The 14587-nt window shown below is 62.8% G+C and carries 14 protein-coding genes and 1 pseudogene; 8 read left to right on the top strand and 7 right to left on the bottom strand.

Annotated elements, in window-relative coordinates:
• Positions 1 to 12: 12 nt before the first annotated feature.
• Together ACERZ8_RS06990 and ACERZ8_RS06985 are read right to left on the bottom strand one after the other, a co-directional pair.
• Entirely contained in the window at positions 13 to 621 is a 609-nt protein-coding gene (locus ACERZ8_RS06990) for an enoyl-CoA hydratase/isomerase family protein (RefSeq protein ID WP_407591492.1), read from the bottom strand.
• Positions 618 to 1370, bottom strand: coding sequence for an SDR family oxidoreductase (locus ACERZ8_RS06985; protein ID WP_407591491.1), 753 nt, complete (start codon positions 1368 to 1370; stop codon positions 618 to 620). The genes ACERZ8_RS06990 and ACERZ8_RS06985 overlap by 4 nt, the downstream gene beginning before the upstream one ends.
• A gap of 132 nt (positions 1371 to 1502) precedes the next feature.
• Between ACERZ8_RS06985 and ACERZ8_RS06980 the strand changes: the two genes are divergently transcribed.
• The 6 genes and pseudogenes from ACERZ8_RS06980 (at position 1503) to lpxK (ending at position 7779) form a co-directional block, all read left to right on the top strand.
• Positions 1503 to 3035, top strand: coding sequence for a DUF2125 domain-containing protein (locus ACERZ8_RS06980; RefSeq protein ID WP_407591490.1), 1533 nt, complete (start codon positions 1503 to 1505; stop codon positions 3033 to 3035).
• Positions 3036 to 3128: 93 nt separating this feature from the next.
• Positions 3129 to 4478 carry a TldD/PmbA family protein gene (locus tag ACERZ8_RS06975; protein WP_407591489.1) on the top strand — a complete coding sequence of 450 codons (1350 nt, stop codon included), beginning with the start codon at positions 3129 to 3131 and terminating at the stop codon, positions 4476 to 4478.
• On the top strand, positions 4465 to 5250 hold the full coding sequence (locus tag ACERZ8_RS06970) for a 3'(2'),5'-bisphosphate nucleotidase CysQ (protein ID WP_407591488.1): 786 nt from the start codon (positions 4465 to 4467) through the stop codon (positions 5248 to 5250). Before ACERZ8_RS06975 ends, ACERZ8_RS06970 begins: the two co-directional genes overlap by 14 nt.
• A gap of 66 nt (positions 5251 to 5316) precedes the next feature.
• On the top strand, positions 5317 to 5559 hold the full coding sequence (locus ACERZ8_RS06965; RefSeq protein ID WP_407591486.1) for a DUF4170 domain-containing protein: 243 nt from the start codon (positions 5317 to 5319) through the stop codon (positions 5557 to 5559).
• A gap of 8 nt (positions 5560 to 5567) precedes the next feature.
• The gene (locus ACERZ8_RS06960) at positions 5568 to 6788 is read left to right on the top strand and encodes a 3-deoxy-D-manno-octulosonic acid transferase (RefSeq protein WP_407591484.1); all 1221 of its coding nucleotides are present in this window, start codon (positions 5568 to 5570) and stop codon (positions 6786 to 6788) included.
• Positions 6788 to 7779, top strand: a pseudogene (gene lpxK, locus ACERZ8_RS06955) (tetraacyldisaccharide 4'-kinase). Before ACERZ8_RS06960 ends, lpxK begins: the two are co-directional and overlap by 1 nt.
• A 103-nt stretch (positions 7780 to 7882) precedes the next feature.
• Here the strand turns inward: lpxK and ACERZ8_RS06950 are convergent.
• Genes ACERZ8_RS06950 through ACERZ8_RS06940 form a run of 3 tightly spaced genes read right to left on the bottom strand, consistent with a single transcriptional unit; the run spans position 7883 to position 10223 of the window.
• Positions 7883 to 9007 (bottom strand): CaiB/BaiF CoA transferase family protein, encoded by a 1125-nt coding sequence (locus ACERZ8_RS06950; RefSeq protein WP_407591483.1) that lies wholly within the window; start codon positions 9005 to 9007, stop codon positions 7883 to 7885.
• On the bottom strand, positions 9007 to 9705 hold the full coding sequence (locus ACERZ8_RS06945; RefSeq protein ID WP_407591482.1) for a DsbA family protein: 699 nt from the start codon (positions 9703 to 9705) through the stop codon (positions 9007 to 9009). The genes ACERZ8_RS06950 and ACERZ8_RS06945 overlap by 1 nt, the downstream gene beginning before the upstream one ends.
• Positions 9702 to 10223 carry a DUF721 domain-containing protein gene (locus tag ACERZ8_RS06940; RefSeq protein WP_407591481.1) on the bottom strand — a complete coding sequence of 174 codons (522 nt, stop codon included), beginning with the start codon at positions 10221 to 10223 and terminating at the stop codon, positions 9702 to 9704. The genes ACERZ8_RS06945 and ACERZ8_RS06940 overlap by 4 nt, the downstream gene beginning before the upstream one ends.
• An 84-nt stretch (positions 10224 to 10307) precedes the next feature.
• Between ACERZ8_RS06940 and mutY the strand changes: the two genes are divergently transcribed.
• Entirely contained in the window at positions 10308 to 11345 is a 1038-nt protein-coding gene (gene mutY / locus ACERZ8_RS06935) for an A/G-specific adenine glycosylase (protein WP_407591479.1), read from the top strand.
• 78 nt (positions 11346 to 11423) lie between these two features.
• Positions 11424 to 12560, top strand: a complete 1137-nt coding sequence (locus tag ACERZ8_RS06930; RefSeq protein ID WP_407591478.1) for an alkane 1-monooxygenase — start codon at positions 11424 to 11426, stop codon at positions 12558 to 12560.
• 3 nt (positions 12561 to 12563) lie between these two features.
• Here ACERZ8_RS06930 and ACERZ8_RS06925 read toward each other — a convergent pair whose 3' ends face one another.
• Together ACERZ8_RS06925 and ACERZ8_RS06920 are read right to left on the bottom strand one after the other, a co-directional pair.
• The gene (locus ACERZ8_RS06925) at positions 12564 to 12962 is read right to left on the bottom strand and encodes a c-type cytochrome (RefSeq protein WP_407591477.1); all 399 of its coding nucleotides are present in this window, start codon (positions 12960 to 12962) and stop codon (positions 12564 to 12566) included.
• 99 nt (positions 12963 to 13061) lie between these two features.
• Positions 13062 to 14513: a GMC oxidoreductase gene (locus tag ACERZ8_RS06920; RefSeq protein WP_407591476.1), complete on the bottom strand. Its 1452-nt coding sequence runs from the start codon at positions 14511 to 14513 to the stop codon at positions 13062 to 13064.
• Between the last annotated feature and the right edge of the window lie 74 nt (positions 14514 to 14587).

Genomic DNA, 14587 nt, shown 5'->3' with positions numbered 1-14587 from the left:
CGGGGGGCGCCGTCACTGACACAGCCCCTTGATCGCCTGCGCCGTCCCCGGATCGGCAGCGACGCAATCGGCACACAGGGCGTGGGCTCGCTCCATCAGGGCATCACCGTCGACGATCTCGTCGATCAGCCCGCAGTTCAGGGCCTGATCCGTATCCATTTTCTGCCCCGCCAGCAGCATCCATTTGGTGCGCGCCGGTCCGATCAGTGCCGCCATGCGCACTGGATCGCTGGGCTGGGGCAGATAGCCCAGTTTCATCACCGGGTAGAAGAATTTGGCCCACGGCACACCGATCCGCAGATCGCAGGCCAGAACCATACCGTTGGCCCCGCCCGCCACCGTGCCGTTAAGCGCCGCGAGGGTCAGGCCGGGATGTGCGGCGATGGCCGCTGACAGCTCTTCCCACAAGGGCGACGTCGCAAGGCCCGCCCGCGCGGCATCCAGATCGGCCCCGGCGCTAAACACCTTGCCCGTACCCGTCAAGATCAGGGCGGCGGCATCGCGGGCATCGTGGACCGCCGTCACCAGATCGCGCAGCATCGCCTCGGTCAGTGCGTTGACCTTGTCGGGGCGATCCAGCGTCAGGGTCGTTGTGCGATCTGCCGTTTCAACGCGGATCATATCAGTCCCACGGCGCTGCGGATGTCAGGATCGCGCAACGATATTTCCTGCCCCACCCATGGATCGGCCTGTTCTGAACACATCCACAGCAAGGCCCGTGCGGGCCAGTCCGCTGGGATATGATCAGACCAGTCCAGTTGGCTAACCGGGTTGATGCCGCTTGCCTTGATTTCCTTTTGCATCTGCGTGGCCACGGTGCCGGGGCTGAGGCCCATGGCGCGGATACCTGCCGCCCTGTTTTCCTTGTGCACGCAGGCCGTCAGCATGGCGGCCCCAGCCTTTGAGGCGCAGTAATGCGACCATGCCTCAACTGGGCCATGGGCCGCACCCGAACTGATCGTCAGGATGCTGCCCCGCCCTGCGGCCAGCATCACCGGCAAGGCGGCGCGCATGCCGTAAAAGACACCCTTGAGGTTGATATCGATGACCTTGCCCCATTCGGCGGGGTCTGCCGCGCCGAGGTGAGAAATGGGTTCGATCACACCTGCATTGCCGATCAGCACATCCAGACTGCCAAAGCGGTCAACGGTCTGATCCACAGCGGCGGCGACCGCATCATAGTCGCTGACATCACAGGGAAGTGCGATGGCGCAATCCCCGATCTCTGCGGCCAGTGCGGAGATCGCATCTGCCCCGCGCGCCAGCAATGCGACGTTGGCCCCGGCTTGGGCGAAAACCCGCGCGGTGTCCGCGCCGATGCCGCGGCTTGCCCCGGTGATCAGCACCGTTTGTCCTGTCATGTCGTGCATTATGCGCCCCTTTCACGATGATCTGTCTTGCATGATCGTCATTCGCAGATACCTACAGTTCAGCACAAGCCCTTGACGCGTCTTGCGGCCTGCCGGACGATACACGCCTATTCTGACCCGAAGGATTCTGTCATGCCCCGCCTTTCTCTTTTGACCCGCAGCACTGCCATTGCATTGTGCCTGCCCGGGTCTGCCGCGTTCGCCGATCTGACCAGCGCCGATGTCTGGTCGGACTGGAAGGATTACATGACAACGGCAGGCTACGACGTCAGCGCATCCGAGATCACAAATGGCGGCACGCTGACTGTCACGAACCTGAACATGGCGATGGATCTGGGCGAAGAAGAGCGCGACGGCACTGCCCGCATCGTCATGGAGAGTTTGCGGTTCGTGGAAGAAGGCGATGGCTCGGTCTCGATCGAATTGCCTGCGCAGACCATGATCGACGTGACCCTTGTGCCCGAAAGCGGTGAGCAGGCGGACCTGACCATCCGGTTTGACCAGACGGATCCGGTGATGACCGCAACGGGCGAGCCGGGCGATTTGACATATAACTATAGCGCCGATGCGGCCAAGTTGGAGATGTCGAACCTGACGGTGAATGGTCTGGCCATCACCGAGGATATCGCGAAATTCGACATGACGATGACAAACATGGCCTATGTGGTGCAAACCGCCGTTGGCACAATGCGCAGCATTCAACAGGATATGAGCATCGCGGGTCTGAGCTATGACATCGCCTTTACCGACCCCGAAGGCGAAGGATCGTTCAAGCTGGTTGGTGCCATGCAGGGTATTGACATGGACGGTACGGGCGAATTGCCGCTGGACAGCGATCCGCAGGACATGAACGCCATGCTGAACGCCGGGCTGGACCTGACAGGTGAATTCACATCGACAGGTGGCAATTACGAGCTGACCTTCAGTGGCCCCGATGGCAGCGGCACGGCCAACAGCACCTCGGAAGGCGGGGCGATCAGCTTTGCGATTGATACGGCGGGCCTGCTTTATGACGTGGTGCAGCGCAATGTCGACTTTAACATGCTGATCACTGAATTCCCCCTGCCCCTGTCCATTTCCGCCGCCGAGATGGGGACGCGCATCCTGATGCCGGTGCAGAAATCGCCCGACGCACAGGAATTTGGCCTTGGCGTGTCGCTTAATGATTTCACGATGTCCGACATGATCTGGGGCCTGTTTGACCCGACAGGCCAGTTGCCGCGCGACCCGGCCACGCTGGTCGTTGATCTGAGCGGACAGGCCAAGGTGTTGTTCAACTTCCTTGATCCCGCACAGGCGGCCATCCTTGAACAGACTGGTGCCGCCCCCGGTGAACTGAACGCGCTGACCCTGAATTCGCTGGAGCTGGACGCCGCAGGCGCACGTCTGACCGGCAAGGGTGATTTTTCGTTCGACAACAGCGACATGGTCACTTTTGACGGCATGCCGCGGCCCGAGGGTGGCATCGACCTCAAGCTGGTCGGGGGCAACGGTCTGCTCGACAAACTGGTCGGCATGGGCCTCGTGCCCGAGGATCAGGCCATGGGTGCCCGCATGATGATGGGTCTGTTTGCCGTGCCGGGAGAGAGCCCCGATACGCTGAACTCGCGCATCGAGGTCAACGAACAGGGCCATGTGCTTGCCAACGGGCAGCGCATCCGCTGATCTGCCTTTCGGGGGCGGGCCAGCCGGACCCGCCCTTGCACTGCCCTGCCCGCGCCGCTACCTGAGGGCGTAATCGCGCGGAGCAGCCTTGATATGACCCCTTCCGACCTTTCCGAGCTTACGGCACGCCTGATCGCGGCGGCCCGGTCCGCTGGCGCGGATGCATCCGACGCCATTGCGATGCAGGGCACCTCCGTGTCGGTGGATGTGCGGGCGGGCGCGCTGGAACAGGCCGAACGCTCCGAAGGGATCGATCTGGGTCTGCGCGTGTTTGTGGGCCAGAAACAGGCCAATGTGTCATCCTCGGATGCGTCTGAGCGCACGGTGAGCGAAATGGCCGCCCGTGCTGTGGCCATGGCGCGCGAGGCGCCTGATGATCCCAATGCGGGTCTGGCCGATCCGGATCAACTGGCCACTGCATGGGATGTCGCCGCGCTGGAACTGTCTGACGCAACTCCCGAACCCTTGCCAGCCGATCTGCAACAGGACGCGCTGGAGGCTGAGGCCGCCGCATTGGCCGTTTCAGGCGTCGAACAGGTACAACAGGCAACCGGCGCTTACGGGGCGCGTGACATCTGGCTGGCTGCCTCGAACGGGTTTTCGGGTGGATACCGGCGGACTGACCGGGCGGTCAGTTGCGTGGCCATTGCAGGCACCGGTGCCGCGATGGAACGCGATTACGACGGTGACAGCCGCATTTTTCAGTCCGATCTGCGCAGTGCCCAAGACATCGGTCAGAGTGCAGGAAACCGAGCCATCGCGCGGATCGGTGCACGCAAACCGCCCACCGGGGCCTATCCGGTTCTCTTTGATGAACGCATCGCCGCGTCGCTGATCGGTCACCTTCTGGTGGCCGCCAATGGCAGCAGCGTTGCGCGCGGGGCCTCATGGTTGCGCGACAGTCTGGGCGCGCAGGTGCTGCCCGCGGGTCTGAGCCTGATCGAAGACCCCCACCGCCCCCGATCAACCGGGTCGCGCCCGTTCGACGCCGAAGGATTGCCGACACAGCGGCGCGCCATCGTGCAGGACGGTGTGCTGACCGGCTGGACCCTCGATCTGGCGACCGGCCGAAAACTGGGCATGGCCTCGACCGGGAATGCAGCGCGCGGCACATCATCACCGCCCAGCCCGTCCACATGGAACGTGGCACTGGATCAGGGCACGGCCAGCCGCGACGACCTGATCCGCGATATGGGCACCGGGCTGCTGGTGACGTCGATGATCGGGTCGACCATCAACCCGAACACCGGCGATTATTCACGCGGGGCTGCGGGCCTCTGGGTCGAAAATGGCGAGATCGCCTATCCGGTGAACGAATGCACCATTGCCGGCAGTTTGCCGGACATGCTGCGTGGCCTTGTGCCCGCCAATGATGCACGCACCCATCTCAGCCGCGTGGTGCCATCGCTGCTTGTTTCGGGAATGACCCTTGCCGGCAGCTGACCTGCCCCTTTTGACGGATGCCGCACGCATTGCGGGCCGTGTGGCGACCAGCTTTGCCGGGCCTGTGGCGCGCGCCTGGGACAAACCGGGGGGTGCGGGCCCTGTGACCGAGGCTGATCTGGCCGTGAACGACGTGCTGATGTCGACATTGCGCACGGCGCGCCCGGACTATGGCTGGCTGTCCGAAGAGACCGAGGATTCGACGCATCGCCTTGATCGGGACACGGTGTTCATCATCGATCCCATAGACGGCACGCGCAGCTTTGTTGAAGGGTCCAGAACCTGGGCCATCTCTATCGCCGTGGCGCATCAGGGGCGCGTGACAGCGGCAGCAGTGTACCTGCCCCTTCGCGACAAACTGTATGCCGCCGGGCTGGGCACCGGGGCGACGCTGAACGGGGCAAGCCTGCGGGCATGTGCTGCGCCAATGTCACCTGCCAGCAAAGTCCTTGCCGCCCGCCCGAATTTCGAGCCCGCGAACTGGCAGGGGGCCGCCCCGCAGGTGGACCGGCACTATCGCCCCTCACTGGCCTATCGCCTGTCACTGGTGGGCGAGGGGCGCTTTGACGGTATGCTGACCCTGCGCCCAAGCTGGGAATGGGACATCGCCGCAGGCGCACTGATCGTATCCGAAGCCGGGGGCACCATCACCGACCGCACCGGCGCGCCGCTTTTGTTCAACAATCCGCATCCGACCCTGAACGGCGTCGTCGCGGCTGGTGACAGCCTTCACAGTGCCTTGCTGGGTCGGCTTGAGCAGCAGTCCGCTTGACCCTAACTGCCAGATGCGCAAACTGTCGCCTGTCGGCCTCAACCCCTGTCATCAAAGGAAAATCCCATGACCCAGCGCCTGCACCTCGTCTTTGGCGGCGAATTGGTGGACCCGTCAAAAAACGTTTTCAAGGATGTGGATGCGCTGCACATCGTCGGAATTTTCCCCGACTACGACACCGCTTACAATGCGTGGAAGTCCGAGGCCCAGCGCACGGTGGACAATGCCCATATGCGCTACTTCATCGCCCACCTGCATCGCCTGCGCGACGAAGAGAATGCGGCCACACCGACCGAAGAACTGGGCTGAGCACACACATGCGCGACTCCATCGGGTTGGCCGCATATCGGACACTGTCCGGTCGGCGTGCCGCCCCGGATTACAAGCCCGCGCATGCCCGCCCCGCTGGCGAAGTCGTGTGGATTCACGCCGCCGAAGAGGGCAACAACCGCGCCATTGCCGACTTGGCACAACGCCTGATCGCAGTGCGTCATGGCACCCATGTGGTGCTGACTGCGGCGCATGGCGGCTTTGACACGGACGACATTGACGGCCTCAAGATCGACGCCGCCCCCGAAGATCACCCGGACGTCGCCAGAGCATTTCTGGGCCATTGGCGGCCCGATGTCGTGATCTGGGCATGGGGTGGCTTGCAGCCCAACCTGATCCTCGAAGCCAACAAAAGCGGCGCTTACATGTTGCTGGTTGATACCGCGAGTGACGGGTTTGACGGGCGGCGGGATCGCTGGCTGCCCGAAGTGCCCAAGCGCCTGCTGGCCGCCTTCGATCATGTGATTGCAAGGGATGCAGATGCGCAGGACCGGTTGGTGCACCTTGGCCGTTCCGCCCGTCAGGTTGAACTGGCGGCCCCGTTGTACCCCTGCGGTCAGATGCTGCCTGCCAACGACAGCGATATTGCAGACGTGACCGAAGCCCTTGCGGGTCGCCCGACATGGCTTGCCGCGCGCAGCACCCGCGCCGAGGGGCGGGTTTTGCTGGGTGCACACAAGCTGGCCGTCAGCACATCGCATCGCCTTTTGTTGATCCTGCATGCAACCTCGCCCGCGGACAGTGCGCATTCGATGGATCTGGCTCGTGCCGCCGGAATGCGCGCCGTTTATTGGGGCGCGGGGCAGTTGCCAGACGACAATTGTCAGGTGCTGGTTGCAGATGCCGATGACGAGTTGGGCTTGTGGATGCGCATCGCGCCCGTGACCTTCCTTGGCGGCTCGCTGCACCCCGGCAACAGCGTTTGTGATCCCTATGTCGCGGCGAACCACGGCACTGCCCTGATCTATGGGCCGCATGTGGGCAAACATGCCGATGCCTTTACCCGCCTTGTCAACGCCCGCGCCGCCCGCATCGTGAATGACAAGAAAACGCTTTCGCGCGCGGTAAGCCAGATGACTGCACCGGATCAGGCCGCACTGATGGCAACCGCCGGATGGGATGTCGTAACGCAAGCGGCAATGAGCCTTGATCGGGTCATCGACCTCACCCAGTCGCATCTGGACGCCATCGATGGCGGTGCGGCCTGATGCGCGCGCCGGGTTTCTGGTCCTCTGACAAGGGGGCACGCGACTGGCGCGCCCGCTTGCTTTCCCCGCTGGGCAATTTGTACGGGCAGGCCACCGCCCGCCGTCTGACCAAAGGGCCGCGGCATGATCCCGGCATTCCGGTCATCTGCGTCGGCAACATCAACGCCGGTGGCACGGGCAAGACCCCAACTGTCATCGCGCTGATCGAGCGGTTGCAGGGCGCGTTCCACACGCCCCACATCGTCAGTCGAGGCTATGGCGGCAGCCTTGTCGGCCCTATCGAAGTCGACCCCGCCAGACACAGTGCCGCCGAGGTGGGCGACGAACCATTGTTGCTGGCCGCTTTTGCGCACACGTGGGTTGCGCGTGACCGGGCGGCGGGGGCGGCGGCGGCCCGGGAGGCCGGGGCCAGTGTGATCGTGCTGGATGACGGGTTCCAGAATCCGGCCCTTGCCCAATCTCTTTCGATTGTGGTGGTGGATGCGGAAACAGGCTTTGGCAACGGATTGTGCCTGCCTGCCGGACCTTTGCGCGAACCGGCTGCGGTCGGGCTGGCACGGGCCGATCTGTTGCTGTCCATCGGGCCGCCGGATGCGCAAAAAGGTTCGATGCAACTCCGCTGCCGGACGCTCTGCCAAGGCTTCGCGCCCATCTTGCACCGCTGCAAACCGGCATGGACTGGACCGCTGCGCCCATCATCGCCTTTGCCGGGATCGGACGGCCACAGAAATTCTTTGACACATTGCACAGCCTTGGCGCGACTGTGATCCGGGCCGAGGCGCTTGCAGATCATCAGCCGCTGTCGCCCGCTTTCCTGACACGGCTTGAGGGTGAGGCGAAGCTCAGAGGCGCGCAACTGGTCACGACGGAAAAAGATGCTGTGCGCCTGCCGCCCACCTTCCGGCCCAAGGTCATTACCCTGCCAGTGCGCTTGCAGTTCGAAGATGCGTCGGGACTGGACGCGGCACTCGCCACCCTGCCCAAACCCTGACCTTCTGTGATTTGAAAAAGTCCCACCGGAGGGACATACGCCGCTGCCGGAGGCGGCGGCAAAACATCACGCGGCGCGCACGCGCTTCAATCCGCCAGATAGATCAGGGATCATCCTCGCCCAGTTTGGGCGCAGGTTTGTCAAAACGCAGTTCCGTGTCCGAAAACCGTATCGGCGTGCGGATGCCCGGCACACCGTCCGTGTCGATCTGCAAACCGCGTGCCTGCACCTGCGGATCGGCCATGACTTCGGCCATATCGTTGATTGGCCCCGCAGGCACACCGCTGGCCTCACAGGCGGCAAGCAAATCGGCGCGGGTGCGCAACAGCGTCGCTTCTGTCAAAAGGCGGGTCATTTCAGCGCGGTTCCTGATCCTGTCGGAATTGCGCAGAAACTCCGGTACCTCGGCCATGTCATCCAGCCCAAGCAGATGACACAGCCGCTGGTACTGCCGATCATTGCCTGTCGCGATGATGATATGACCGTCCGCGCAATCAAACACCTGATAGGGTGTGAGGTTCACGTGGGCATTGCCCATGCGGCCCGGCACTTTGCCACTGGTCAGGTAGTTCATCCCCTGGTTCGACGTCATCGCCACGGCCACATCCAGAAGCGACATATCGATCTGCTGACCTTTGCCCGTCCGGCTGCGTTCATGCACCGCCGCCAGAATGGCCGTGGTCGCATAGACGCCAGTGAACAGGTCCGTGATGGCAACTCCGGACTTTTGTGGCTGCCCCTCGGGATCGCCGGTGACCGACATCAGCCCCGATATGCCCTGCACGATGAAATCATATCCCGCGCGTAGCGCATAAGGGCCGGTTTGGCCAAATCCGGTGATCGAGCAGTAGATGAGGCGCGGGAACCGGTCCTTGAGGCTGGCATAGTCCAGCCCGTATTTGGCAAGGCCCCCGACCTTGAAATTCTCGATCAGAATGTCGGCGTCCGCCAACAGATCAAACAGCCGCGCCTTGCCTGCATCTTCCCGAAAGTCGATGGTGACCGACGCCTTGCCGCGATTGGTGGAGTGGAAATAGGCCGCCGAAACATCCTCGCCGCGCGTCACAAAGGGCGGGCCCCATTGCCGCGTATCATCGCCGCGCGGAGCCTCGACTTTGGTGACGTCTGCCCCCAGATCGGCGAGGGTCTGACCCGCCCAGGGGCCCGCCAGAACCCGTGCCAGTTCGATCACGCGCAGCCCGACAAGCGGGCCCGCCGCCTGTGCCATCAGCTGCCAGCCGCTTCGTCGATCAGGCGCACCATCTCGGGATAGGCCATGTTGTTATATGTCCGTCCGTCAATCACAAAGCTGGGCGTGGACTGGATGCCGTCCTCGGCCGCGTTTTCCTGATACCACGCCACCAGCGTGCGCAGGGCCTCTGCATCCGTCAGGCAGGATTCGATTGCATCGCCGCTCAGACCTGCAAGGCGTCCGATCTTGCGCAACTCATCCGCGATGGCCGCAGGATCGCCGCCACCGGCACGGGCCCATTCGCTTTGCGAGGCATAAAGCATGTCGGTGATGCCAAAGAATGCCTCGGGCGTGCCTGCACAGCGTGCGATGGCCGATGCCCACAGACCGAACCGGTCAAAATAGACTTCGCGGTAGATGAAGTTGATCTTGCCGGTGTCGATATAGTCGGCCTTGAGCTGTTTGTAGTTGCCGGAATGGAATGTCGCACAATGCGGGCAGGTGTAGCTTGCATATTCGATGACCGTGACAGGCGCATCCGGGTTCCCAAGCTGCATTTCGACAACGCCGGAAGTGTCGATCTCTGCGTCCGCCGACTGGGCATTGGCCGCGCCCAGCAGGCGTTCGGCCTGTGCCTGCTGCTGGGGCGTCTGACCGCCGCCGGTGGTCGAGGCGTACCAGAAGTAACCGGCCACACCGATGACCACGGCCAGCACGGGGATGATGCGATTCATGTGCGTGTTCCTTGTTTGTCTTTTGTGAGGATATGTGCGCCCAGCCGCTCAAGTGCGCTGCGCAAACCGTCGTCGGCCACGGGGGCCACAACCGTGCTTGCCGCTGCCTGCATGTCGGGGCTGGGATCTTTCGGAGTTGTGTCCTTGGGTTTGTGATCAAAGGCGACGCGGCCCTCGGCAAACCCTGTGGCCGCTGTCTGCGTGATGCGGATGCGCGCGATGGCGTTGTAGCCATAGACCGCGTTGACCTTCACACGCAGCTGGTCCTTTTGCATTTCCAGCATCGGGGCCTGCGCGCCCGTGGTCAGCAACGTCAGCGTCGCCCCCATGCCGCCGCGCCCATAGCTGACTTCAACGGGGCGCGACACGGCTGCGATGTCTTCGCCAGCCACTTCGGCCCAGTCTGTCAAAAGGCGGCTTTGGGCAAAGCCCCGGCTTTCGCTGGCCGCACGAATCCTGCCGGTCAGCAAGGATGCTGTCCGTTTGAACCCTTTTGTACTGGCGCGGCGCGGGGCCATGACTATGTTCCTTTTCACTTGGGCGTGAGCATAGAGGATGACAGCGTGAGCAACCAGCCGTGACCGTGCAGAGGCATATAAATCTTGCGTGACCTGAGCGACGATCTGCTGGAGTGGTACGACGTGCATGCCCGTGCGATGCCGTGGCGCGTGTCACCTGGCGCCAAGAAGGCAGGCGCGCGCCCGGACCCATATGCCGTCTGGATGTCGGAAATTATGCTGCAGCAGACGACCGTGGCCGCCGTCACCGCCTATTTCCAACGGTTCATGGCCCGCTGGCCCACTGTCGCTGATCTGGCAGCGGCGGAAGACAGCGAGGTGATGGGCGAATGGGCTGGCCTTGGGTATTATGCCCGCGCCCGCAACCTTTTGAAATGCGCCCGGGCGGTTGTCGCGGATCATGGTGGCCAGTTTCCCGCCGACCACGCTGCCTTGCTGAAACTACCGGGCATCGGGCCTTATACGGCGGCGGCCATATCCTCGATTGCGTTTGATCTGCGCCATGTTGTTGTCGATGGAAATGTCGAGCGGGTGATGGCGCGGATGTTTGACGAGCACACGCCCTTGCCTGCCGCCAAACCGATCCTGACGGACCATGCAGAGCGATTGACACCCGATCAGCGCCCCGGGGACTATGCTCAGGCCGTGATGGATTTGGGAGCCACCATTTGTTCGCCCAAATCCCCCGCCTGCGGTATCTGCCCATGGCGCGATCCCTGTGCCGCCCGTCTGGCCGGGACTGCGGCAGAATTGCCCAAGAAAACGGCCAAAAAGCCGAAACCCGTGCGCCATGGCACTGTCTACCTTGCGCAGCGCGAAGATGGGGCGTGGTTGCTGGAAACCCGTGCCGAAAAGGGTCTGCTGGGCGGGATGCTGGGCTGGCCGGGCTCGGACTGGGTCGATATTGGAGAACCCCGCCCGGTTGCGCCGCCCATACACGCCCCTTGGGTCAAAGTGGACGGAGAGGTGCGCCACACCTTTACGCATTTCCACCTGATGCTGGATGTGATGACTGCACGTGTCGCCAATGATGCGACCGGCACCTTCCTGCCCCACGACCGCTTTCGCCCGTCCGATCTGCCCACGGTGATGCGCAAAGCCTACGATCTGGTGCACAAATAGGGGTTGGGCGCAGCGTCACGCTTGGCATGGCCTGTCCCCGACCCTTATGATCTGCGGCGCGCGCAACAAGGATGATCTATGACCCTGCCCCCCAAAACCGTGGCCAAACAGGCGAACGCCCTGCCCTTTGCCATGTCGTTCCTGCTGGTCCCGCTGGCCGTCATCACCGCGACCTATGGCGGCTGGACCGTGATCCTGTTGCCGGTTGTCACGTGGTACCTGTTTTCGCTGCTTGATCTGGCGGTGGGTCTGAACACCGACAATGCCGATCTGGAAACCTCTGATGACGACATGTTCTGGTATCGCATGATCACGACCGCTTGGGCGCCGGTGCAATTCTTGATGCTGTTTGGCCTGATCGCCTATGTCGCCCCTGCGACGCATCTGGCCACATGGGAAAAGATCGGCGTGTTCTTTGGCGTGGGCGTGGTCACCGGCACGGTCGGCATCAACTACAGCCATGAATTGATGCACCAGAAGAACAAGATCGAACGCTGGCTGGCCGATGCCCTGCTGGCCATGGTGCTTTATTCGCATTTTCGTTCGGAACACCTGCTGGTGCATCACCGCTATGTCGCGACGCCGCGCGATCCGGTGACGGCGCGCATGGGCGAAAGCTTTTACCGGTTTTATCCGCGCGTGCTGAAACAGTGTTTTCATTCTGCATGGAACGCCGAAAAGGCGATGCTGGCGCGCAAGAACCTGCCCGCGACCGACCTGAGCAATCCGTTCTGGAAATATGCCGGTCTGCAACTGTTCTGTGTCGTGCTGGCCTTTGCTCTCGGCGGCTGGGCCGGGGTGGGCCTGTTCGCCTTGCAGGCGGGCGTCGCTATCTGGCAGTTGGAGCTGGTCAACTACATCGAACATTACGGACTAACCCGCAAACACCTTGGCGATGGCAAATACGAGCATGTCCAGCCGCGCCATTCATGGAATGCGGCGCACAGGGCGTCCAACTGGCTGCTGATCAACCTGCAACGGCATTCGGATCATCACTACAAGCCCGACCGCCGCTTTCCGGTGCTCCAGACCTATACCGAGGCGGACGCACCACAACTGCCCTATGGCTATCCAGTGATGACCATCGCGGCGATGATGCCCAACATCTGGCGGCGGGTCATGAACCCGCGCGTGCGCAAATGGCGGGGCATGTATTACCCCGAGATCACGGACTGGTCGGCCTATAACAAGGCCGCCAATCCTCTGCCGCGCTAAGCGCTACTCCTGCAACTGCCGCAGGTATTCCACAAGGTCGACAACCGGGGAGCTGGTAATGATCGGCTGACCGGTTTCGGCCTTGAGCGGAACGGAGTCGACATCGAAGAATTCGCCATAGACCGGCATGGAAGACCCGTGGCTGACAAGCGGATCGCGCCCGTCGATGCGCATCACGATGCGCGCGACAGGAAACACACCGCCATTGCGCGCGGTCATCTGGGTCAGGTCCGGTGGTTGCACGACCATCGCAGCGGCCATCGGCCCGTCGCCATAGGCTTCAAGGCCGTGGCACACTGCACAATGGGTCCGGTAGAGTTCCGCCCCGTTTTCCGCATCGTCGGCGGATACTGCGCCCGCCGTGGCGCCGACTGCGACAAATATCGCAAACCATCTTGTCATCAGATGTCTCCCTTTTTTTGACTGATGACCGCAGTTTAAAGGGGTGCGCGCGGACGCACCCTGATCCGTGTCAAATCGCGTCGGGAAATTGCCAAGTGATTAAAGGATCAAATGATCCGCCATGCGCAGGGCAAGGGCCTGAATTGTCATCGCCGGGGCCTCGCCTCCGCCGCTGCTGGGGAACACGCTGGCATCGGCGATGTAAAGGTTGTCGACGTCATGCGCCCGTCCAAAGGCATTAACCACCGATTGGGCCGGGTCCGTACCCATCCGACAGGTGCCAAACACATGGGTCGAGGCGAAGCTGTCCCAGACGCTGCTTTCCTCGGCCAGTTCGCTCACACCTGCCTCGGCCAGAAGCGCGCGGCACGTGTTGGCCATGAACCGCAACAGATTGATCGAATTCTCGGTCAGAACAGCATTGATCTGCGCAAACGGAACCCCCACTGCATCGACGCGGTCGGGGTCCAGAGCGACAAAGCTGCGCTCATCCGGGATCGTCTCACCCGTGCCGGACACGGCGATGGCCGATCCCAAGACATCACGCAACTGCGCTTTGAAGGCAGGCCCGTACCCATCCACGATCCGGCTGGCATAGGCCACCGGGCCAAGCAGGCCAGTTTCTTGCGTCGAGCAGGTAAAGCGGCAACCCCCGACCACACCGTCGACAACACCCGGCGCATTGTACGACCACGACACCGCATCCGCAGGCAGCCCCTTGTGAGAATTGGTGAGGCCCGGCAGCAGGCCAGCACTGGTCCAGGCGAGCGTTTCCATGAAATTCCGCCCCACTTGGCCTGAACTGTTGGCCAAGCCCTCGGCCGCCATATCGCTGGCCAGCAACAGGCGCGGAGTTTGAACAGCTCCACCGGCCAAGATCAGAATCGGCGTCTCGTGCTCGAACGCCGCGCCGTCGCGGACACCGCTGATGGCACGCACCCCTCCGCTCGCGCCCATAATCAGGGCGGTGACCTGCGCGCCAGTGTGTATGGTCAACCGGCCTGTCGCCTCTGCCTTGCGAATGAACGTGACATCTGCCGACCCCTTGTCACCCAACGGGCAGCCGCGCGAGCAGTTGCCGCAATAGTTGCAGTTGGGCCGACCGTCCTTGGGTTCGGATAGGGCAGCGCGGGTGTTTGTTTCCCAATCCATGCCCAAGCGCGCGCCTGCATTCGAAAGAACCTGCGCTGACGTGCTCAGCGGATGTGCGGGTTGCAGGTGGGTCGAGGACGGCCAGCGCGGTCCGGCGCGTGGCGCACCTGCCACTCCGATCTCGGATTCACATATCACATAGAACGACTCAAGATCCGCGAAAGACAGAGGCCAATCCGCCCCAGCCGGATGTTCGGTGCGCAATCGCATCGCGGCCGGGTTCAGCCGATGCGCTTCGCCGACATAGTGCAGCGTGCTGCCGCCCACACCCTGCACATGGGAATACCCCGCCGGACTTGGCACGCGCGTCGGGCTGTTGACACGCTTGCCGCTGACCGTATTCCACGAAGCAAGATCGCCGTCCTTGGGGTCGAGTGTTCCAAGATCGCCATAGGACACGGCCCCCGTCGATCCCGGCTTGACGGGAAAGCCCCTGCCGTTCCCAATCGGCGTTCGTCAGCGGATAGTCTGTC

The sequence above is a fragment of the Tateyamaria armeniaca genome, assembly GCF_045797845.1.
GTDB classification, from domain to species: Bacteria; Pseudomonadota; Alphaproteobacteria; order Rhodobacterales; family Rhodobacteraceae; genus Tateyamaria; species Tateyamaria armeniaca.
Note: the sequence above shows the minus strand (reverse complement) of the source record. Positions and strands in the feature narration are given on the sequence as shown.

Coding starts and splice junctions, on each gene's coding strand:
- ACERZ8_RS06990 (WP_407591492.1), bottom strand. CDS start 621: ATGATCCGCGTTGAAACGGCAGATCGCACAACGACCCTGACGCTGGAT.
- ACERZ8_RS06985 (WP_407591491.1), bottom strand. CDS start 1,370: ATGCACGACATGACAGGACAAACGGTGCTGATCACCGGGGCAAGCCGC.
- ACERZ8_RS06980 (WP_407591490.1), top strand. CDS start 1,503: ATGCCCCGCCTTTCTCTTTTGACCCGCAGCACTGCCATTGCATTGTGC.
- ACERZ8_RS06975 (WP_407591489.1), top strand. CDS start 3,129: ATGACCCCTTCCGACCTTTCCGAGCTTACGGCACGCCTGATCGCGGCG.
- ACERZ8_RS06965 (WP_407591486.1), top strand. CDS start 5,317: ATGACCCAGCGCCTGCACCTCGTCTTTGGCGGCGAATTGGTGGACCCG.
- ACERZ8_RS06960 (WP_407591484.1), top strand. CDS start 5,568: ATGCGCGACTCCATCGGGTTGGCCGCATATCGGACACTGTCCGGTCGG.
- ACERZ8_RS06950 (WP_407591483.1), bottom strand. CDS start 9,007: ATGGCACAGGCGGCGGGCCCGCTTGTCGGGCTGCGCGTGATCGAACTG.
- ACERZ8_RS06945 (WP_407591482.1), bottom strand. CDS start 9,705: ATGAATCGCATCATCCCCGTGCTGGCCGTGGTCATCGGTGTGGCCGGT.
- ACERZ8_RS06940 (WP_407591481.1), bottom strand. CDS start 10,223: ATGGCCCCGCGCCGCGCCAGTACAAAAGGGTTCAAACGGACAGCATCC.
- ACERZ8_RS06930 (WP_407591478.1), top strand. CDS start 11,424: ATGACCCTGCCCCCCAAAACCGTGGCCAAACAGGCGAACGCCCTGCCC.
- ACERZ8_RS06925 (WP_407591477.1), bottom strand. CDS start 12,962: ATGACAAGATGGTTTGCGATATTTGTCGCAGTCGGCGCCACGGCGGGC.